General features: G+C 67.6%; 16 protein-coding genes. 3 read left to right on the plus strand and 13 right to left on the minus strand.

All coding sequences use genetic code 11. From position 1 onward, the window contains the following. Positions 1-1,153: 1,153 nt before the first annotated feature. The 3 genes from V8246_RS14905 to V8246_RS14915 all read right to left on the minus strand — a co-directional run bounded on the left by V8246_RS14905 (position 1,154) and on the right by V8246_RS14915 (position 5,419). Positions 1,154-1,735, minus strand: a complete 582-nt coding sequence (locus V8246_RS14905; protein ID WP_271249886.1) for a hypothetical protein — start codon at positions 1,733-1,735, stop codon at positions 1,154-1,156. Between the two features lie 551 nt (positions 1,736-2,286). After that, positions 2,287-3,090, minus strand: coding sequence for a formate dehydrogenase accessory sulfurtransferase FdhD (gene fdhD, locus V8246_RS14910; protein WP_336189903.1), 804 nt, complete (start codon positions 3,088-3,090; stop codon positions 2,287-2,289). Further along, positions 3,080-5,419 (minus strand): FdhF/YdeP family oxidoreductase, encoded by a 2,340-nt coding sequence (locus V8246_RS14915; protein WP_336189904.1) that lies wholly within the window; start codon positions 5,417-5,419, stop codon positions 3,080-3,082. The genes fdhD and V8246_RS14915 overlap by 11 nt, the downstream gene beginning before the upstream one ends. Positions 5,420-5,549: 130 nt before the next feature. Here V8246_RS14915 and V8246_RS14920 point away from each other — a divergent pair, with 130 nt between their 5' ends. Both V8246_RS14920 and hemN read left to right on the plus strand, forming a co-directional pair. Then, entirely contained in the window at positions 5,550-6,797 is a 1,248-nt protein-coding gene (locus tag V8246_RS14920; RefSeq protein WP_336189905.1) for an MFS transporter, read from the plus strand. A gap of 45 nt (positions 6,798-6,842) precedes the next feature. After that, complete coding sequence (gene hemN / locus V8246_RS14925; RefSeq protein WP_336189906.1) at positions 6,843-8,249, plus strand: oxygen-independent coproporphyrinogen III oxidase; 1,407 nt, start codon at positions 6,843-6,845, stop codon at positions 8,247-8,249. 18 nt (positions 8,250-8,267) lie between these two features. On the opposite strand, the gene V8246_RS14930 is transcribed toward hemN, so the two are convergent. After that, positions 8,268-8,711, minus strand: coding sequence for a DUF4124 domain-containing protein (locus V8246_RS14930; RefSeq protein ID WP_336189907.1), 444 nt, complete (start codon positions 8,709-8,711; stop codon positions 8,268-8,270). A gap of 157 nt (positions 8,712-8,868) precedes the next feature. Here V8246_RS14930 and V8246_RS14935 point away from each other — a divergent pair, with 157 nt between their 5' ends. After that, positions 8,869-9,243, plus strand: coding sequence for a DUF4345 domain-containing protein (locus tag V8246_RS14935; protein ID WP_336189908.1), 375 nt, complete (start codon positions 8,869-8,871; stop codon positions 9,241-9,243). Between the two features lie 18 nt (positions 9,244-9,261). On the opposite strand, the gene V8246_RS14940 is transcribed toward V8246_RS14935, so the two are convergent. The 9 genes from V8246_RS14940 to V8246_RS14980 form a co-directional block, all read right to left on the minus strand. Then, on the minus strand, positions 9,262-10,755 hold the full coding sequence (locus V8246_RS14940) for an acetate kinase (protein WP_336189909.1): 1,494 nt from the start codon (positions 10,753-10,755) through the stop codon (positions 9,262-9,264). Between the two features lie 38 nt (positions 10,756-10,793). Beyond that, positions 10,794-11,297 (minus strand): hypothetical protein, encoded by a 504-nt coding sequence (locus tag V8246_RS14945; protein ID WP_336189910.1) that lies wholly within the window; start codon positions 11,295-11,297, stop codon positions 10,794-10,796. A 1-nt stretch (position 11,298) separates the two neighbouring features. Continuing rightward, on the minus strand, positions 11,299-12,003 hold the full coding sequence (locus tag V8246_RS14950) for a C39 family peptidase (protein WP_336189911.1): 705 nt from the start codon (positions 12,001-12,003) through the stop codon (positions 11,299-11,301). Then, on the minus strand, positions 12,000-12,422 hold the full coding sequence (locus V8246_RS14955; RefSeq protein WP_336189912.1) for a hypothetical protein: 423 nt from the start codon (positions 12,420-12,422) through the stop codon (positions 12,000-12,002). Before V8246_RS14955 ends, V8246_RS14950 begins: the two co-directional genes overlap by 4 nt. A 119-nt stretch (positions 12,423-12,541) precedes the next feature. After that, the gene (locus V8246_RS14960; RefSeq protein ID WP_336189914.1) at positions 12,542-14,068 is read right to left on the minus strand and encodes a hypothetical protein; all 1,527 of its coding nucleotides are present in this window, start codon (positions 14,066-14,068) and stop codon (positions 12,542-12,544) included. Between the two features lie 203 nt (positions 14,069-14,271). Continuing rightward, a complete protein-coding gene (crcB, locus tag V8246_RS14965; protein WP_336189915.1) occupies positions 14,272-14,685 on the minus strand; it encodes a fluoride efflux transporter CrcB in 414 nt (137 codons plus the stop codon). 19 nt (positions 14,686-14,704) lie between these two features. Beyond that, positions 14,705-16,072: a replication-associated recombination protein A gene (locus tag V8246_RS14970; RefSeq protein ID WP_336189916.1), complete on the minus strand. Its 1,368-nt coding sequence runs from the start codon at positions 16,070-16,072 to the stop codon at positions 14,705-14,707. A 131-nt stretch (positions 16,073-16,203) separates the two neighbouring features. Next, the gene (lolA, locus tag V8246_RS14975) at positions 16,204-16,827 is read right to left on the minus strand and encodes an outer membrane lipoprotein chaperone LolA (protein ID WP_336189917.1); all 624 of its coding nucleotides are present in this window, start codon (positions 16,825-16,827) and stop codon (positions 16,204-16,206) included. Between the two features lie 99 nt (positions 16,828-16,926). Further along, positions 16,927-19,290, minus strand: a complete 2,364-nt coding sequence (locus tag V8246_RS14980; protein WP_185896082.1) for a DNA translocase FtsK — start codon at positions 19,288-19,290, stop codon at positions 16,927-16,929. Between the last annotated feature and the right edge of the window lie 158 nt (positions 19,291-19,448).

A 19,448-nucleotide genomic window follows, 5' to 3' on the forward strand; every position in this document is an offset into this window, starting at 1 on the left:
TGACATTGAGCATGTTCAGAACTGTGTGCGGGTCTACAAGCGAGTACTTGCTAGGGGGTACGCATCTGCTGCGTTCTTCACCCTAGCGGAGCTGAGCACTACGACTGCTGGCAAGCCCATCGACTGGAAGCCGGTCGCCACAATCAGAAGGCGAAGGTCTGTGAGTCAAATTTCGCTTCTGTGGCTAAGACCGGATTGACGGCCGGGCGCCTATCGGTCGCATAAATATTAGCCGAGTCTTCGCCGGTGGCATGGTTTTCAAAAGTAAGTGACTTGGTTCACCTTTCTTCAGACACCACTGCGATGGGCGGTGCAGTAGTCGGGCTTCTGAAACTGTTTGCCTTGTAGACTTTTCAATCACTTAGCTTGGCGGTGTCTCTCGGCAATGAACAGTGACAGGATCGGTTTATCTGCTTCATCCCGGCCGGCCCATCAGGACTGAGGCTTGGACCGGATCAAGAGCACTTCAGTCGCCACATCCGGGGACTCACCCTCGCCATCTCGCGCGGCGCCCCACATAGTCGGATGAGTCCGGGAGAAGAAGTATCGGGCGTCTTCCTGGCGGCTCGTTAGGCGTACCGCGAGCTGGAAATCCGGAACACGCGTCGTCGACTTCACACACCCCTTACCGAAGAACTCTCCGTCCTTCAGTGGCTCCATCATGATGGCGCTGACCGCGCAAGTTCCCTTCGGACTCGGGGTTGCTAGTACAGATAGGACAGCCCCGTCCTCGAACCTGACAACGTGGTGCTCTACCCCCTCCTTGCCACGGAAGACGTAGCTATCCTTTGGATGCACCTCGGGGTGATGCGCGATCTGCACACAGAATCTCTCGGAGCAATAAACGTCCGTAGGAACGTCAGCCAACGCCGCTCCTGGGAAAAAGAGTGCGCAAACTACTGCGCGCCTTGCCTTCATGGTTGACCTCATCGCGAGAACCTCACTCAGAGCGTGTCTCGATTGCCTCATCCTTCCTGTGATCCCGTACTCGCCCGGAATGCATGCGCGGGATCATGTGGCGGCTCGATGCTGAGGCCCGCCGGGAAGCTGCCCGGGCCCGGAACGCCAACCGGAAGGCTTCGCAGGGATCGGTCAAGGCCGTCGTCGTGGAAACAGCCGACTGGCACGCCCGCCACTTCGGCAACCGTGCCGGTTATGTTGGGGCTACTAAGAACTGCAGAAGCAGCAATCCGAAGTAAACGATGGCCGCAACACCAGCCAGCATCAATGTAATCGCGACGACTTTGACGCCACGCCCTACCTCAGGTTGCGGCGTTAAGTAGACGTCCTTAGCCACCGAATCAGCTGAGCGAACCGATACAAGGTTCGGCAATTCACTGTTGACATTAAGAATCTCAATATTGATGGCCTCACTCGGAGCGAGGTTGTCAAACAGTAGGATGAATCTCTTGTCAGCGAGAACCTTCTCTTCGAAATTTCGCTGAGGCCAAAGATTCACGCATAACGGCTTCCAATTGAAAACGACCTCCAACTTGTTAGCGGTCTCGCGCCCCACGTTCCTCACTATGACTGAACGTGTCGTCACCACTTGGCTCTCTCGAACAACGTTTCCCTCAGCATTCTTGAGAGGCTCGTTCACAAGAAACACGAACTCATGTCGATTTGCACACTCAAGCTTCGGCCTAGCACGAATGTATCGCGCCAAGGCCCAAGCAATGAAAGGAACAATCAGAGAAATGATCTCTTTTGCGTATTGCTGAAAGAAGCTGATCATGAATACTCCACGCCAATTGGATTGCTAACCACCACGACACCTTTGCCAGCCGTCAGAACCCCAGACCTGTTCCCAACCATTGGGAATCTTTCGCATCGCTTGGCCACCAATGCAGATGATTCCGGTCCGCTTGCCTTCTGCGGAGCCTAAAGGTGGGAGATCGACTATGCTCGATGAGGGCCCGGGACGGCCGACTCGACGCGCTTCCGACTGAATGTGGTTTCTCTCCCAGTCCTCGCAAATTGGCTTCATAAGCGGATGGGGATGATCGGCGTAGTTGTCGCAATTGAAGGGCGTGGTGTCCTTCGCAGTCGAGTTGTAGCCCCCTTTCGGAGCTGGTGCGACTCGTGGCACGCCTTTGCCTTGGGCGGCACGCGTCTGAGCCATGGCGGGCGCAGCCAAGATGAGCAGAATTAGTGCTATCCCCTTCCCCATTGCCATCCCTCCATGACGACGGAGGCGAGACTAGCACAGCCGTCAGGCCGCTTGGCAACTGCATTCATCGCTAAAAGTAGCCATCACCCAGGTCGCTTAGTTGCTTGGTGGTTTTGTCAGCCAATCCGATCCTGATGGCTGTAAACCACATATCGTCCCGCACGCAGAAAACCTATCAACGTCATTCCGCATCCCGTCGCCAGGTCCACTGCCAATGCCGTCGGCGCCGACATCGCGGCCAGCAGCGGGATGCCGGCCGTCGCGGCCTTCGCCACCATCTCGTAGCTCGCGCGGCTGGTGACCAGCGCGAAGCCCGATGCCGGATCGACATCTTCGCGCTGCATCGCGCCGATCAACTTGTCCAGCGCGTTGTGGCGACCGACATCCTCGCGGACCAGCACCAGCGAGCCATCCACCCTCGCCCATGCCGCCGCGTGGATCGCACCGGTGGCTGCATTCAACGGTTGCCGCTGCTCGATCTGACGCAGCGCGACCTCCAGCGCGGAAGATGCGATGGCACTCCCCTGCCCCACGGCTGCAGGTTGTCTGACCACATCCTCCAGATGCCGGTGACCGCAGATGCCGCAGCCACTGCGACCCGGCAGCCAGCGTTGCGGATCCACGGCACGTGCAGGCAAGGGATCGCGTGTGCCGAGATCCAGCTGGATGCCCTCCAGCACCGCCTGCACGCCCACCGAAACGAGATCGCCCGTCCCCAGCCCGAGTTCGGTCAGCGCGAAGCCGTGCGCGAAATCCTCCAGGTCGCACGGCGACACCATCATCACCGCCAGCGGCTCGCCGTTGCAGTGGATTGCCAACGGAACCTCCTCGGCCACCCGGTCAAGGCGCACGGCCGATACGCCACCGGAGACCTCGACGACCTCGCGCCAGGCCACCCCGTCGACGCGATCAGCCGGCATGGGCGGCCGGATCGTCGAGCTTGCTCACCACGACGGGAATCGACTTGTAGGCCGGGGTGCCCGAATGCGGATCGTGGCTGTCCAACGGCACCAGCCGGTTGCCTTCCGGGTAGTACATCGCCGCCGAGCCGCGCGGCAGGTCGTATTCGACTGCGATGAAGCCCGAGAGCCGGCGCACGGCATCGCCGACACGCGATTCCACCTGGATGCGGTCGCCCGACTGCAGGCCACGCGCCCGCATGTCGTCGCGGTTGAGGAACACCACGTCCCGCCGCCCACTGACGCCGCGGTAGCGGTCGTCGAAACCGTAGATGGTGGTGTTGTACTGATCGTGCGAACGCACCGTGGTCAGCGTCAGCACGGCGTCCCCGTCGCCGGCGGGGTCCTCGCCCAGCCCGGGCGCGACCAGGAAGCGCGCCTTGCCCGCCGGGCCCCAGTCGCGCTCCGATGCGCCGATGTACAACCGGAACCCGCCCGGCTCGCGCACGCGCCGGTTGAAATCCCTGAAGAGGGGGAACACCGCTTCGATATCGTCGCGGATGCGGTCGTAGTCGCCGACCAAGCCATCCCAGTCCACCTTGGTCTGCGGCAGCGTCGCCTTGGCGATGCCGGCGACGATGGCGGGTTCGGACAGCAGATGCTCGGACGCCGGCGGCAGCCCGCCCTGCGAGGCGTGCACCATCGACATCGAATCCTCCACGGTCACCGACTGCAGGCCGCTGGCCTGCACGTCGCGTTCGGTGCGCCCCAGGCACGGCAGCAGGAACGCCTGCCGGGCGGGGATCAGGTGCGAGCGGTTCAACTTGGTGGCGATATGCACGGCCAGGTCCAGATTGCGCATCGCCGGGATCGTGGTGTCCGGGTCCGGCATCGCCACGGCCAGGTTGCCGCCCATGCAGACGAGCGCGCGCGAGCGCCCGTCGCGGATGGCACGCACGGCGTCCACCGCATCGTGGCCGTGGGTGAGCGGAAACGTGAAGCCGTAACGCTGCCTGACGGCATCGACCAGCGCCTGCGTCGGCTTTTCCGTGATGCCCACCGTGCGGTCGCCCTGCACGTTGGAGTGCCCGCGGATCGGTGCGATGCCGGCGCCCGGTTTGCCGATGTTCCCGCGCAGCAGCAACAGGTTGGCCATCTGCTGCACGTTCTGCGTGCCGCGGCGGTGCTGGGTCATGCCCATGCCGTAGCAGAGGATCACCCGCTCGGCCTGCGCATAGAGGCGTGCGGCCGCGGCGATGTCGTCGCGCGAGAGGCCCGACTGCGCCACCACGTCGTCCCACGACGTCTGTGCCAGGTCGTCGCGAAGCGCATCCAGGCCTTCGGTGTGTTCGGCGATGAAGGCATGGTCCAGCACACCGGCACCGCCGGCAGCCAGATCCGCTGCGTCGGCCTCCAGCAGCCACTTCATCATGCCTTTCAGCAATGCGAGATCGCCGCCGATCTTCACCTGGTAATAGGTTTGGGCGATCGGCGTGGCGGTGTTGGTCAGCATCTCCCCGGGATGCTGGGGCGAGGTGAAGCGCTCCAGCCCGCGTTCGCGCAGTGGATTCACCGCCACGATGGGCACGCCCCGCTTCGATACCTCGCGCAGCGTGGACAGCATGCGCGGGTGGTTGGTGCCGGGATTGTGGCCGAAGCTGAAAAGCGCGTCGCACAGGGCGAAATCGTCCAGCGTCACCGTGCCCTTGCCCACGCCGATGGATGCGGGCAGGCCCACGCTGGTGGCCTCGTGGCACATGTTGGAGCAGTCGGGGAAGTTGTTGGTGCCGTATTCGCGCACCATCAGCTGGTACAGGAAGGCGGCCTCGTTGGAGGTGCGGCCGGAGGTGTAGAACTCGGCCATGTCCGGGTGCGGCAACGCGCGTAGTGCCTGGCCGATGCGGGCGAAAGCGTCGTCCCAGCTGATGGGCACGTAGCGGTCCGCATCGGCGTCGTACGCCATCGGATGCGTCAGCCGGCCCTCGTCTTCCAGCGCGTGGTCGCTCCACTCCCACAGCTCGGCCAGCGTGTGGCGTGCGAAGAAGTCCGGTGTCGCACGCTTGCCGGTGGCTTCCCACGACACCGCCTTGGCGCCGTTCTCGCAGAACTCGAACGACGACGTGTGTTGCGGATCCGGCCAAGCGCAGCCCGGGCAGTCGAAACCGGTGGGCTGATTGACGCGCCGCAGGGCGGCGGTTTCGCGGCCCACCGCCATCTGGCCTTTCACCGCGCGCGCGACCGCGGCCAGCGCCCCCCAGCCTCCTGCGGCGCCGTCGTACGCATCGATGCCGGGAACCTTGCGATCACTCATCTGGAATAGCGCCTGCTGCACGCCGGTCAGGGGACGCATGCAGGATAACGCGTGCCGCACGCGGTGGATGCGCGTGCGCCGTAACGGGCGCGTGAACCGGACGCTCAGCATGGGGTTGTTAGCATGCGGGACGTCGTCGAAGAACGGGGTCCACGTCGTGCTGCGCATCATGCTTCCCCTCACTGCCCTGCTGGCGAGCGTCGCCTTGCTGCTGGGCGGCAACGGACTGCTGGGCACGCTGCTGGCCGTGCGCAGCCAGGTGGAGGGCTGGGGCGAGCGCACCACGGGCCTGGTGATGTCGGGCTACTTCGTCGGCTTCTTCCTGGGCACGTTCACGGCGCCGCCGCTGATCCGCCGGGTCGGCCACATCCGCGCCTTCTCCTTCCACGCGGCGCTGGCGGCCGCGGCGGTCCTGATCTATCCGCTATGGGTGGAGCCGGCGGGCTGGATGGCGCTGCGCGTGGTCACCGGCATGGCGCTGGTGGGCCTGTGCACGGTGATCGAAAGCTGGTTGAACGCCCAGGCGGCTCCGGCGCATCGCAGCCGCGTGTTCGCCGTCTACATGGTGGTGACGCTGCTCGCGCTGGCGGCGGGCCAGCTGATGCTGGACCTGCAGCCGCCCCGCAGCCCGGTGCTGTTCAGCGTGGTGGCCATCCTGTTCGCGCTGGCCATCCTGCCGGTCAGCGCCACCCGGCTGTCGCCGCCGCCGCTGGCGGTGGCGCCCCGGGCGCATGTGCTGGAGGTCTGTCGCGCCGCACCCAGTGCGGCCGCCGGCGCGCTGCTGGCGGGCATGGCGCTGGGTGCGTTCTGGGGGATGGGCGCGGTGTATGCCGCCTCGCTGGGGCTGGATCGCGCCGGCATCGGCAGTTTCATGGCCGCCACCATCCTGGGCGGGGCCGCCTTGCAGTGGCCGATCGGGCGGCTGTCCGACCGCGGGGATCGGCGCAGCACGCTGGCGATCGTCGCCGCACTGGCCGCTGTGACGGCGCTGATCGCACTGCGTTTCGACGGCGCGATGCAGGGCGGTGCACACGGCCTGTTCTTCGTGTTCGGCGGCCTGGCCTTCGCGCTGTATCCCTTGGCGGTCGCGCACCTGCTGGACCGGCTGCCCCCCGAACAGCTGCTGGCCGGGTGCAGCGCGCTGCTGCTGCTCAATGGCGTGGGCGCGGCGATCGGCCCGGCCGCTGCCGGCGTGCTGATGCAGCAGTGGGGCGCTTCCGCACTGCCGGGATTCTTTGCGGTCACGCTGGGACTGCTGGCCCTGGTGGCGGCCGGTCGCCGTCTGCTGAAGGCGCACCGGCTGCTGCACGCGGCGCGCTTCCATCCGATGCTGCGCACCACGCCGGTGGCGCTGGAAATGCTGCCGGAGATTCCCGATGCGGCGGACCGCGGACGCAGGGAGCCGGCGCGGAATTGATCCCGATCAATGCGGCGGAGGGTGCGGTGCCCTAGCCTGCGCGGCATGGGCAAAGTCTCCCCTTCCCCCCTGTTCGATGCGGACCTGCTGCGGCGCTACGACACGCCCGGCCCCCGCTACACCTCCTATCCGACCGCGCCGCAGTTCAGCGGGAACTTCGGTGCACAGCAGCTGCGCGAGCATGCGCGGGCCAGCAACCAGCAGGAACACGCGCGGCCGCTGTCGCTGTACGTGCACATCCCCTTCTGCACCAGTCCGTGCTTCTACTGTGGCTGCAACCGCGTCATCACCCGCGACAAGGCGCGCGGCGAGGTCTACCTGGACTACCTGTACCGCGAGATCGCGCGGATGGCGCCGCTCTTCGACAGCGGCCGTCCCGTGGTGCAGCTGCACTTCGGTGGCGGCACGCCGAACTTCCTCACCCCGGCCCAGATCGCGGATTGCGTGGCCGAACTGCGCAGCCAGTTCAGCTTCGCGCCGCGTGAGAGGATGGATTTCTCCATCGAACTGGATCCGCGCTTCGTCACGCCCGACGACATCGGCGAGCTGGCGAAGGTGGGCTTCAACCGGGCCAGCCTGGGCGTGCAGGATTTCGACCCGAAGGTACAGAAGGCGGTCAACCGCGAGCAGAGCGTGGAGGACACGCTGGCCATCGTGGCCGCGTGCCGCGAGCACGGCATGCGCTCGGTCAACATCGACCTGATCTACGGCCTGCCCAAGCAGACCCGCGCGGGATTCGAGCGCACGCTGGACATCGTGGTGCAGGCGCGTCCGGACCGCATCGCCGTATACAGCTACGCGCACCTGCCGCAGCTGTTCAAGCCCCAGCAGCGCATCGCGCTGGAGGACCTGCCCAGCGCAGAGGACAAGCTGGCGCTGCTGCAGTGCGCGATCGAGCGCCTGGGCGCCGCGGGCTACGTGTACATCGGTATGGACCACTTCGCGCTGCCGGACGACGAGCTGGCGCGCGCACAGGCACGCGGCGACCTGCACCGCAACTTCATGGGCTACACCACCCACGCCGACAGCGACCTGATCGGCTTCGGCGTGAGTGCCATCAGCCACATCGGCGACAGCTTCAGCCAGAACCCGCGCGACATCGCCAGCTGGGAGCGCGCCATCGACGACGGCCGCCTGCCGGTGTGGCGCGGGATGCCGCTGGACCGCGACGATGTGCTGCGTGCGGAGGTCATCCAGGAACTGATGTGCCATGGGCGGCTGGACTACGCACGCGTGGGGCGGCGCTACGGCATCGACTTCGCGGAGTACTTCGCCGACAGCCTGCCCCGCCTGCAGGCGCTGGCCGACGACGGACTGCTGACCTTCACGCGGGCGGGCTTCCAGGCCACGGCCAAGGGTCGCCTGCTGCTGCGCGTGATCGCAATGTGCTTCGACCGCTACCTGCCGGCGACGCCCGCCCCCGACGCACCCCGGTTCTCGCGCACCGTCTGACCTTGCCGACGGGCGTGTTCAGCGGCAGGCATCGTGTACGCGGTCGTCCAGGCGACGGCTGGTGGCGAAGTCCCGTCGCAGCCCCAGCCGCGCATGCGCCCTGTCGCGCGCCTGCCGCGCGCGTTCGCAGGCGGCCGGGTCGCGATACAGCGAGATCACCGCGCCCTGGGCCGCTGCGCCACGGCGTGGCTTGCTGTCAGCATGTCGGCTAACGGTGGTGCGCGGCTTCGCCGACGTCTGGCGCGCGATGGGGCCGGCGTCCGTCTGCGCAGATGGTTGGTCCGGATACTCGCGCCTCCATTCCGTGCGCTGCGTGGTCGGGCATGGACTGGCCTGGTAGTGCGCCTGGCCCGCGTGGTCGCGGCACTTGTACACCGGATCGCTGCCCCAGGTGGACGAACCCAGTGCGATCAGCACGCAGGCCAGCAGCAGGCGTCCTGCAGGGGCATGGGAGCGGGACATGGCGCATTCCTCGACGACGGGCACGCAGGATCGCGCGGAGCATCCGGGCGTGGCATCGGCGCACACCGGATACGGGCATCGGATTTTTCCGCGCATTCACTGCGCCATCACCCCCTGCCATGCGAGAACCGCGTCATTCCATTGCAGGAGCAACACCATGACCAGCCTCTATCTGTATCTCAACGCGGCGATCTACCTGCTGCTGGCCGTGTGGTGCACGCTGGCACCCGCGCGCACCGCCGTGGCGGTGGGCTACGCATCGCTCACACGGTCCGGGCAGACCGAGTACCTGACCATCTACGGTGGACTGCAGCTGGGCCTGGCCTTTCTGTTCGCGTGGTTCGCCTGGACCCAGCAGATGCGCACGGGCCTGGTGCTGGCGATGGCGCTCTACCTGCCGATCGTGCTGTACCGCAGCGTCGCCCTGCTGCGCTGGTGGCCGGTGGAAACCGCCACGCTCGCGCTGGCGGTGACCGAGTGGCTGATGCTGGCGGCGGCGATCGGGTTGTGGTGGCAGGGCCGGTCCGTCTGACTCCTGCGCGGCGCGCGCTCAGAAGTTGATCGGAACGCGTGCGGTGAGCGTCAGGTCCGGCGTGTCGCGGGTGACGCCCACGCCGAGGGCGACGTTCAACGACATGCGGTCGCTGAAGCGGTACGTGCCGCCCAGCAGCAGCGTGCCCAGCGTGGTGCGCACCGCACCGGCGACTTCCCGCCCGTCCTGCTTGGTCTTGCCGACGATGCTCTGGTCGTAGCCGATGCTGATGGCGGCCTTTTCGTTCAACGCCAGGCCCATGCCCAGGTTGAAGCCGATGATGTCGCCGGCCTTGATGTCGCCCAGGAATTCGGTCTGCCCACCCAGCACGCGGCGCGAGACGTTGCTGCGCTTGAAGTTGTGCAGGTAGCTGAAGCTGCCGAAGAACACCACCGGGTCGGAGGGATACAGCCAGGTCAGGCCGGGCTGTACCGCGTTGAAGCCACTGCCTGTCGGCAGGTCCAGTGGCAGGCCGGTGCCGGTGGTGTTGGCCACGCAGCGCGTCACGCAATCGGTGGTCACGTCGAACAGGTCCTGTCCCGTCCTGCTCTTGTAGCGCAGCCAGGCGATGTAGAACGGCTTGTCGGGGCCGCCGCGGTTGAGCTGGTAGCGGCCGGTGACTTCCACGTCGCCGATGCCGCTGCCGCGCGCGTTGAACACGCGGTCCTGCGCCGAGCCGGTGAAGATCTCACGGCTGACGGTGTCGCTGTGGATGTAGACGTACGGCACCTTGGCTTCCACCTCCATGCGCCGGCTCACGCCATAGCGGCCGGTCAGCGTGGCCACGGCGGTGGTGGTCTTCACCTGGCGCACGTCGATCAGGCCGATCAGGATGGCCGGGATGATGGTGTAGCCCACCAGGGCGACGCGGTCGTTGGCCGAGTAGCCGTACTGCAGGGCCGGCTCAAGCACCAGTTTGTTCTTGGGCGTCAGCACGCCGGGCTGGTCGAAGATCTGCGCCACTTCCGGCGGGCGCGAGTCGCTTTCGGGCGCCTGCCCCACGCGCTGCGGCGCCTGCGTGCCGCCGGCCTGCTGCGCAGGCGCACCGGCCTGCGCGACCTGCACGCCCTGGCCGGCGGATACGACTGGCGCGACGGCAGCGGACGCAGGTGGCGGCGAGGGACCGACCACGATGTAGGTGGGCGCGGGCGCCGGCGCGTCGCGGAAGGTCGGCGCCTGGTTCAGCGACGGCACGATGACCGGCGCCGGCGCGCCGCGTGCGCGCGCATTGGCCAGGATTTCCTCGTTCAGCGCATGCTGCAGGCTGAAGATCTGCTGCTCCTGCGCCAGCATCGCCTCGCGCATCTGCTGCAGGCGCTGGGTCTGTTCGTTGAGCTGCCGCTGCAGCGCGTCCAGGCGTGCGTCGGCGGTGATCTCGTAGGGTTGCAGGGGGAGCGGCGGTACCGGCGGGGCGGGATCGACCGCCACCTGCGCCCTCGCCTGTCCGGCCTGCACGCCCAGGCCCACGGCAAGCGCCAGCGGTGCCACTTCGATCAGAGACGTCCCTTTCATGGTGTTCCCCTTCGTGTGCGTGGAGGGCGGCGTGCGGATCAGGGGCCGCCCGGCGCGCGGATCAGCGCATCCGTCAGCGCGCCATTGGCATTGAGATTCTGGTAGGCGCCCAGCGTGTCCACGCCCACCTCGATGCGGGTGAGCGTGCGGATGTCCTGGTCGTCCAGCGTGTTCTGGATGACCAGCCCGCCGGCGACCTGGGCCGGATCGAAGCGGTTGCCCTCGCCGATCTGCACCACCATGCCACGGTTGAAGTCGGACAGGGCCTGCGCCTGCTCGGGGGTGATGCGCGCCACGTCGGGAATCTGCACGGCGATGCGCGCGGTCAGTTCGCCATTGAGGAAGACCACGCGCTCGATGCCGAACGACAGCATCATGCCCGACGGCATCTGGAAGCCGCCACGCATCTGCGCCAGCCGCGCCGGATCCACCGGCTGCCATTCGGCGCCCAGTTCGCCGCCCTGCCCACGCGCGCCCGAGGGAACCAGCAGGACCGCCAGCAGCAGCGCCAGGCGCAGGCCCGGGTGTCGTCTTGCGTCCATGTCAGATGTCTCCCGGGCCGCGCCTGGGCACGGTGACGTTGCGCAGGCCATCGCGCTGGATTCCCATGTCGAGCGGCGCCGGAGGAGCAGTCTGCCAGTCGCGGGCCTGGTTGAAGCGGGCGCGTTGTCGCTGGTTGTGCACGACGAACATCACCCGGTTGTCCCACAGCGCTTCGAAACGCGAACGCGGCATGGCGCGCGTGCCGCGCGCGGGATCGCCCAGCAGCACGCGCCCCTCGCGCAGCCCCTTCACCACGACGAAGTGGCGGTAGCCGCGGTCGTTGAGCAGCACGATGGCCGGCACGTTCTCCTGCTCCAGCTTGTCCAGCGGAAGCTCGAAGCCGTCCGCCTCGTAGCCTTTCGAGCGCAGGTAGCGGCGCATGTCCAGCAGCGAGAAGCCTTCCTTGCGGATGCGCGCCTGGTCGCCGTTGTTGTACATCTGCACGAACACGTCCACTTCGCTGACCGGATGCCCGTACTGATGGGTCAGCAGCGTGGCCGTGGCCGCGGAGCCGCAACTGAAGTCGTACTGCTGCGGCAGCGTGGTCTTGAAGCGCGCTTCCTTCAGGCTGGTCAGGCGGACGGTGTAGGCGCCGCCCGGTACGCGCACGTCGCTGGTCGCGGCCGACGCGCCGCCCAGACCGGCGAACGCGCAGGCCAGCGCCGCATAGGCGGGCCATCGCCAGGACCGGGCGCGGCGTTTCATTGCGGGCCGCCGGCGAAGTCGACGGTCACGATCATCGCGTTCTGGATCAGCACGTTGCTGCCGGAATTCTGGATGACCGTGTTGATGCCGCTGGCGTTGCTGAAGGCGCCGTCGGCGATGCTGTTGGTGCCGCTGGTGATGTGGTGCGCCGTGTTGTCGTCCACGGAACCATCGACATCGATGAGATTCTCGGTCTGGCTGCCGTCGCCGCCCCGCAGGGCGGACAGCCGGTCCACCGCGATGGCATGGCCCAGTTCGCTGACCGCCACGACCGGGAGCTCCGGTACCGAGGTTTGGGGAACCAGCGCGGGGGCCTGCGCTGCGTCGGTCGCGATGCTGTCTTCGGCCGAAGCGGCGAACGCCAGGACAAGCAATCCACAGGTTGCGATGCGCAACCCGGCCTGTTGGTGCGTATGCATGGTCAGTCTCCCTTGCCATGCGTCCACCGTGCGGCCTCAAGGCGCCCCGCCGCGAAGCGGGGCGCCCGGCGTCCGCGCGGAGCGTCCCGGCCGTGCGGGCCGGGACGCCGGCGGATCGCTTATGGGCCTACGGTCAGGTTGGCTTGGACGGTGATGCCCTGCTGGATCAGCGAGGCCATGCCGCTGTTCTGCGCCGCCACCATGATGCCGGCCGCCGACTGCCCGACGCTCGTCATGTTGTTGGACATGTCGAACGCACCCGCGTCGACCGCGATGGAACCGCCTGCGCCGCCGGCACCGCCGGTCGCGCCGTTGCCCACGCCGCCGTTGCCGTCGCCGCCGTTGCCGTCGCCGCCGTTGCCGACGCCGCCCGCACCACCGGTCGCACCCACCGCACCACTGGCGCCGTTGCCGGCCGTGGCGTCGCCATTGCTGGCACTGGACGAGGCGCCGCCGTTGGTGGCATCGCCGTTGCTGGCATCGCCGCCGTCGCCGCCGTTGCCTGCGGTGGCGGTCACGCTGCCGCCCGCCCCGCCCCAGCCATTTCCGGCACCGCCGGTCGCAGTGGCGTCGCCACCCGTGCCGGAGCCTGCACCGCCCGTACCGGACCCGTCACCGCCGGTCCCCGTGCCGTCGCCCGAGGTACCCGCCCCCGCCGTGGCCGTGCTCGCTCCGCCGGTTGCGGTTGCGTCGCCGGAGGTTCCCGCACCGCCCGTGGCCGTGCCGTCGCCGCTGGCCCCGTCACCGTTGCCGCGCTCGCGCACGTTGCCGCTGCCTGCACCGGCGTCGCCGCCGGAGGCGCCTGCCATGGCGCCGGTGTCGCCGCTCATGCTGCCGGCGTCGCCGCCTGAAGCACCACTGGCGCCATCGCCGTCGCCGCCCCAGCCGCCGGCGTCGCCGCCGCGGCCACGACCGTTGCCGGCCGTCGCGTTGCCGTCGGCGCCCCATCCCTGGCCGTCGCCGCCATTGGCGCCCCGGGTGTCGTTGGCGTTGCCGCCGCGTCCGCCGTTGCCGGCCGTCGCATCACCGATGGTGGCGCTGCCGTTGGAGGAGTCGCCTGCGGTCGCGCTGCCGTTGTTGGCATCGCCACCACTGCCGCCGCTGCCGCCGTTGCCGCCATCGCCGCCGTCTCCGCCATTGCCGGTGCCCCCGGCCGCGCTTCCGCCGTAGCCCTTGCCGCCATAACCGTTGCCGCCTTCGCCCCCGTCGCCGCCATTGGCGTCGCCCCAGTTCTGCGCGACGTTGCCGATGTCGTGCACGGTGACGCCCGACACCGAGCCCATGAGCTTGGTCTCGGCGACCGCCTTGCTGTGGTTGAAGGAGTTGGAGAAGGTGGAGGTGGCCGTGCTGCCGTTGTTCGCAGCGGTGGAGCCGTAACCTTCCGCATTGGCGCGTCCGCGGTTGTTGCGGTTGTCGCCGTCGTGCGTGCTGTTGTCGCTGTGATCGGAATTGTCGGAGTTGTCCGAGTTGTCGGAATTGTCGCTGTTGTCCGTGTTGGTGCTGTTGTTGCTCATGTCCGCAGCGAGGTTGACCAGGATGTCGTCACCCTGTCCACTCTCGTTGTTGGTCTGTTGCGCGAGTGCCTGTCCCGTCGTACCGAGTGCCAGCAGTACCGCCGAAGCGATCAGAGTCTTGCGAATGCACATGTTGATTCTCCTTGTGGTCGATCCGGAGCCCAGGGGAAGCCCCTAAAGAGCGACGCGAGTCACATTTGCACGGGAATCGTTAGGCGTATCCGCCTCTGCCGTTAAATTTTCGTTCGGGTGCGCGCCGCTCGTCCGCAGGCGGACCGGGCCTGTCACAGGCGCATGCGAGGTGGCCGGACGCGTCCGGCGGGGACGTTCTGCCGCTACCAGGCGGAGCCGCGGAGCAGGCCGGCCAGGCGTGCGCCCAGCCAGACCAGCGCCAGACCGCCCACCAAGGTGACGGCCAGATACGCAGGCACCATGCCCTGCCGGTCGCTGCGCGCGAACAGCAGGCATTCCACCATCAGCGCCGAGTACGTGGTCAGCGCGCCCAGCACGCCCACCATCAGGAACGCACGCCAGTACAGCGCCGAGGGGCCGCGCGACTCCAGCCAGATCGCCAGGAAACCGGCCGCGAACGAACCGATCATGTTCACGGCCAACGTCCCCCACGGGAACCCGCTGCCGAGGTGCCGCATCAACACGCCGCCCAGCCAGAAGCGCGCGGCGGCACCCAGTGCGCCGCCGGCCATTACCAGCCCCAGTTGCTGCCACCATACCCAGGCCTTTACCGGCATGCGTCGTGCTCCTGTCCGCTCAGTCTTCGCGCCCGGACGCGCGGCGCGCCTGCACGCGCGCCTCGCGCAGGCGGTCGAGTTTTTCCTTCAGCTTGATCTCCAGCCCGCGTTCGACCGGCGTGTAATAGACGCGCTCGCCCATCGCATCCGGGAACGCCGTCTGGTCCAGTGCGATGCCACCCTCGGCATCGTGGTCGTACTGGTAGCCAGTGCCGTAGCCCAACGACTTCATCAGCTTGGTCGGCGCGTTGCGCAGGTGCATCGGGACCTCCTGCGTGCCGTGCTCGCGTACGTCGGCCTTGGCGGCGTTGAACGCCCTGTAGCCGGCATTCGACTTGGCGGTGCTGGCCAGGTAGATCACCAGCTGCGCCAGCGCCAGGTCGCCTTCCGGACTGCCCAGGCGCTCGTACGTATCCCAGGCATCGATCGCCATCTGCAGGGCGCGCGGATCGGCCAGGCCGATGTCCTCCACCGCCATACGCGTCATCCTGCGTGCCAGGTAGGACGGATCGCAGCCGCCATCCAGCATGCGCGCCAGCCAGTACACCGCGCCATCCGGATTGGAGCTGCGCACCGACTTGTGCAGCGCGGAGATCTGGTCGTAGAACTGTTCGCCGCCCTTGTCGAAGCGGCGCGTCCGGTCGGCCAGCACCTGCACCAGGGTCTGTGGCGTGATGCGCCCGCCTTCGTCGGCCGCCAGCTCGGCGGCGATCTCCAGCAAGGTGAGCGCGCGCCGCACGTCGCCGTCCGCGGCAGTGGCGATCTCCAGCAGCGCGGCTTCCTCGACCTGCAGGCCCAGTCCGCCGAGTCCATGCTCCGCGTCATCCAGCGCGGCCTGCAGCGCCTGCCGGATGTCGTCGGGGGAGACGGCCTCCATCACGTGCACGCGGCAGCGCGACAGCAGCGCGGAATTCAGTTCGAACGAGGGATTCTCGGTGGTCGCACCGACGAAGATGATGGTGCCGCGTTCGATGTGCGGCAGGAACGCATCCTGCTGCGCCTTGTTGAAGCGATGCACCTCGTCCACGAACAACACCGTGCGCCGCCCGCTGGCGAAGCGCTGCGCGGCCTCGGCCAGTACCTGCCGCACTTCCGGCAGCCCGGACAGCACGGCGGAGATCGCCTTGAACTCGGCGTCGGCATAGCGTGCCAGCAGCAGCGACAGCGTGGTCTTGCCGCAGCCCGGCGGGCCCCACAGGATCATCGAGTGCACGCGGCCGCTTTCCACGGCGCGGCGCAGCGCACTGCCCGGCGCGAGCAACCGGCGCTGGCCCACCATGTCGTCCAGCGTGCGCGGACGCATCCGCTCGGCGAGCGGGCGCAGCGTTTCGTTGTCGACGCTCAACAGGTCGGTCGACGGTTCCAGGGGCGTTTTCGATCGGGCCACAGCCCATTGTAGCGGCGCCGGGAAGAAGCCGCGGCGCACGCAATCACCGGCGGCTCACCACGCCGGATGCACGACCATGTCTGCATGCGGGGCGGCGTTGCATGCGCCCACCAGGAGGCGTTCTTGGTGGCTTACGGGCCGCCGACCACGTCCACGCCCTTCGCGGGCGCGTACTTGAACGTGCCCGCCGAAAAGGCCGGGTTGCGTTTCCAGCCCGAGAAGCGGATCTCGGTGCGCTGGCCCACGGCGTCCTTCACTTCCATGCTGACCAGCGTGCCGTTGGCGAAGGCCAGTCGGGCGGTCTGGAAGCTGGCCTCGCCTTCGTTCTTCGGCGTGAGGGTGAGCCACTGCACCCCGCCCTGCCCGGCCGCTTCGGCGACCTTGAACTGACGGTCCAGCTTGCCGGGGTCGATCAGCGCCGCCAGCGGGCTGTTCTCTTCCTCGATGCCCTGCTCGCGCACGGTCGCCTGCTGCAGGTCGGGGTCGTAGACCCACACCTGCTTGCCATCGGCGACGATCAGCTGCTCGTAGGGCTTGTTGTACTCCCAGCGGAACAGGCGCGGCGCGGACAGCGCGACGCGGCCATTCGAGGTTTCCTTGAGCTTGCCGCCACCGTCGTAGACCTTCTGGGTGAACTGGCCATCCAGGCCCTTGAGGCCGGTCGTGAAGGTCTTCAGTTCATCGCGCGCACCGGCGAGCGCAGTGGTCGCGAACAGGGCCGTGGCGAGGATGGCGTAGCGGGCAGTGCGGAGCATGGGCGTTCCGGTTCTGGGGACGTGGTGAGGAGTGTGCCGTGGCGAAACTGAACAGGCTGCAGACCACGGGTGGCCCCCTCCCCGTCCATTCAGGCGGCGTCAGCGCGGCGGAGGCGGCGCCAGCACCTGGCGGTCGCCGTTGTGTTCCGGCGGACTGACCACGCCCGCGGCTTCCATGGCTTCGATCAGGCGCGCGGCGCGGTTGTAGCCGATCTTCAGCCGGCGCTGGACGCCGGAGATCGAGGCGCGGCGGCTCTCGGTAACGATCTTCACCGCCTCGTCGTAGAGCGGATCGGACTCGTCGCCGCCACCGCCCCCGGACTCCGGCAGGCCGGTCGGGCCGACGACGATGCCGTCGCCCATGGTCTGCACTTCTTCCAGCACGCCTTCGATGTAGTCGGCGCTGCCGCTCGCCTTCAGGTGCTCGACGACGCGATGCACTTCCTCGTCGCTGACGAAGGCGCCGTGGATGCGTTCCGGCATCGCGGTGCCCGGCGGCAGGTACAGCATGTCGCCGTGGCCGAGCAGCGTTTCCGCGCCGGACTGGTCCAGGATCGTGCGCGAGTCGATCTTCGAGCTGACCTGGAAGGCGATGCGGGTGGGGATATTGGCCTTGATCAGGCCGGTGATGACGTCCACGGAGGGGCGCTGCGTGGCCAGGATCAGGTGGATGCCGGCGGCGCGCGCCTTCTGCGCCAGGCGGGCGATCAGCTCCTCGACCTTCTTGCCGACGATCATCATCATGTCGGCGAATTCGTCGATGAAGATGACGATGAACGGCATCGGTTCCAGCGGGCGCGGCGCCTCGGCCAGGTCGGGATTGGGCTTGAACAGCGGGTCCATCAACGGCTGGCCCGCGTCCATCGCGTCCTTGACCTTCTTGTTGAAGCCGGCCAGGTTGCGCACGCCCACCGCGCTCATCAGCTTGTAGCGCCGCTCCATCTCCGCCACGCACCAGCGCAGGCCGTTGGCAGCCTCCTTCATGTCGGTGACCACCGGCGCCAGCAGGTGCGGGATGCCCTGGTAGACGCTGAGTTCCAGCATCTTCGGGTCGATCATCAGCATGCGCAGGTCTTTCGGCGAGGCCTTGTACAGCAGGCTCAGCACCATCGCGTTGACCGCCACCGACTTGCCCGAGCCGGTGGTGCCGGCGACCAGCAGGTGCGGCATGCGGGCCAGGTCGGCCACGGTCGGGCGGCCGGCGATGTCCTTGCCCAGCGCCAGCGTCAGGACACTGCCGGACTTGTCGTATTCCTTCGACCGCAGCAGTTCGGACAGGAAGATCATCTCGCGGCTGGTGTTGGGGATCTCCAGGCCGATCACCGACTTGCCGGGGATCACGTCGACCACGCGCACCGACTTCACCGACAGCCCGCGGGCGATGTCCTTGTCCAGCGAGCTGATCTGGCTGACCTTCACGCCCGGCGCGGGCTCCATCTCGAAGCGGGTGATGACCGGGCCGGGATAGGCACCGACCACCTGGGCGTCGATGCGAAAATCCTTGAGCTTGAACTCGATCTGCCGCGACAGCGTTTCCAGGGTCTCTTCCGAGTACCCCTTGGTCTGCGGCTTCGGATCGTCCAGCAGCGACAGCGGCGGCAGGCCGGATTCGTCGCCGCCGGTACCGTGGAACAGCGGGATCTGCTGCTCGCGCTTGGCGCGTTCGCTCTTCTCGACGACGGCCGGCGCGGGCGGTTCGATCTTCACAGGCTCGCGTTTGGCGCGCGCGATGGCGTCGGTCTTGCGGACGGTCTCGCGTTCCTCGCGCATGGCGCGGGTCTGCTGCCACTCGTTGGCCTGCTGGCTGCCGCGGCGGAACAGGTCGGGCAGCATCAGCACGTACTTGCCGATGCGCTCCATCACGGCGAACCACGACAGTCCGGTCGCCAGCGTCACCGAGGTCAGGAACAGCACCAGCAGGAACAGGTTGCCACCCAGCCCGCCGAACAGCTTGAGCAGCGACTTGCCGACCAGCGTGCCGAGGATGCCGCCCGCACCCGCCGAAAAATGTTCGGCCGGCACGCCGCGCAGGTGCAACAGGCCGGTCGCGGAAATCAGGAAGCCCACCATGCCGATCAGGCGCAGCGCCGGGCCGAGGTCGGCTTCGCCATCACCGTCGGTATCCATGCCGAACAGCGCGATCCAGGCCACCGCGCCCAGGATCAACGGCAGCAGGAAAGCGACGTAGCCGAACAGCCACAACAGCATGTCGGCCAGGTAGGCACCGGCCAGTCCGCCCATGTTGTGGACCGGCGCCGTCAGGCTGCCCGACTGCGACCAACTGGGGTCCTGGGGCGAAAACGTGAAGAGGCTGGCCAGCAGATACAGCAGCAGCGGCGCGATGGCGATCAGCGCCAGATCGCGCCACAGGCGCTGCCTGCGCGGGTTCGGCGGCGAGGCCTGCCTGCGCGCGGCGGCGTTGCCACCCTTGGATTTGCCGTTGTCCGGGAGCTGCTTCGCCACCTTTGGACCAGACCTTAGGAAATTTCTGTTAGTGATTGATAGTAAACGAATCGTCAGTACGGCAACAGCGGTCCGTTCTCACCGTGGGTCGGCCCGGATAGCAAAAACGCCGCGCGGTGGCGCAGCGTCCTGGATCGAGCCCGGCATGGTCCCGGCTG

Source organism: Pseudoxanthomonas sp. F11, from assembly GCF_037046485.1.
Classification (GTDB): domain Bacteria; phylum Pseudomonadota; class Gammaproteobacteria; order Xanthomonadales; family Xanthomonadaceae; genus Pseudoxanthomonas_A.

Coding starts and splice junctions, on each gene's coding strand:
- V8246_RS14960 (WP_336189914.1), bottom strand. CDS start 14,068: ATGTGCATTCGCAAGACTCTGATCGCTTCGGCGGTACTGCTGGCACTC.
- V8246_RS14905 (WP_271249886.1), bottom strand. CDS start 1,735: ATGATCAGCTTCTTTCAGCAATACGCAAAAGAGATCATTTCTCTGATT.
- V8246_RS14915 (WP_336189904.1), bottom strand. CDS start 5,419: ATGCGTCCCCTGACCGGCGTGCAGCAGGCGCTATTCCAGATGAGTGAT.
- V8246_RS14955 (WP_336189912.1), bottom strand. CDS start 12,422: ATGCATACGCACCAACAGGCCGGGTTGCGCATCGCAACCTGTGGATTG.
- V8246_RS14950 (WP_336189911.1), bottom strand. CDS start 12,003: ATGAAACGCCGCGCCCGGTCCTGGCGATGGCCCGCCTATGCGGCGCTG.
- lolA (WP_336189917.1), bottom strand. CDS start 16,827: ATGCTCCGCACTGCCCGCTACGCCATCCTCGCCACGGCCCTGTTCGCG.
- crcB (WP_336189915.1), bottom strand. CDS start 14,685: ATGCCGGTAAAGGCCTGGGTATGGTGGCAGCAACTGGGGCTGGTAATG.
- V8246_RS14920 (WP_336189905.1), top strand. CDS start 5,550: ATGCTTCCCCTCACTGCCCTGCTGGCGAGCGTCGCCTTGCTGCTGGGC.
- V8246_RS14930 (WP_336189907.1), bottom strand. CDS start 8,711: ATGTCCCGCTCCCATGCCCCTGCAGGACGCCTGCTGCTGGCCTGCGTG.
- V8246_RS14940 (WP_336189909.1), bottom strand. CDS start 10,755: ATGAAAGGGACGTCTCTGATCGAAGTGGCACCGCTGGCGCTTGCCGTG.
- hemN (WP_336189906.1), top strand. CDS start 6,843: ATGGGCAAAGTCTCCCCTTCCCCCCTGTTCGATGCGGACCTGCTGCGG.
- V8246_RS14935 (WP_336189908.1), top strand. CDS start 8,869: ATGACCAGCCTCTATCTGTATCTCAACGCGGCGATCTACCTGCTGCTG.
- fdhD (WP_336189903.1), bottom strand. CDS start 3,090: ATGCCGGCTGATCGCGTCGACGGGGTGGCCTGGCGCGAGGTCGTCGAG.
- V8246_RS14945 (WP_336189910.1), bottom strand. CDS start 11,297: ATGGACGCAAGACGACACCCGGGCCTGCGCCTGGCGCTGCTGCTGGCG.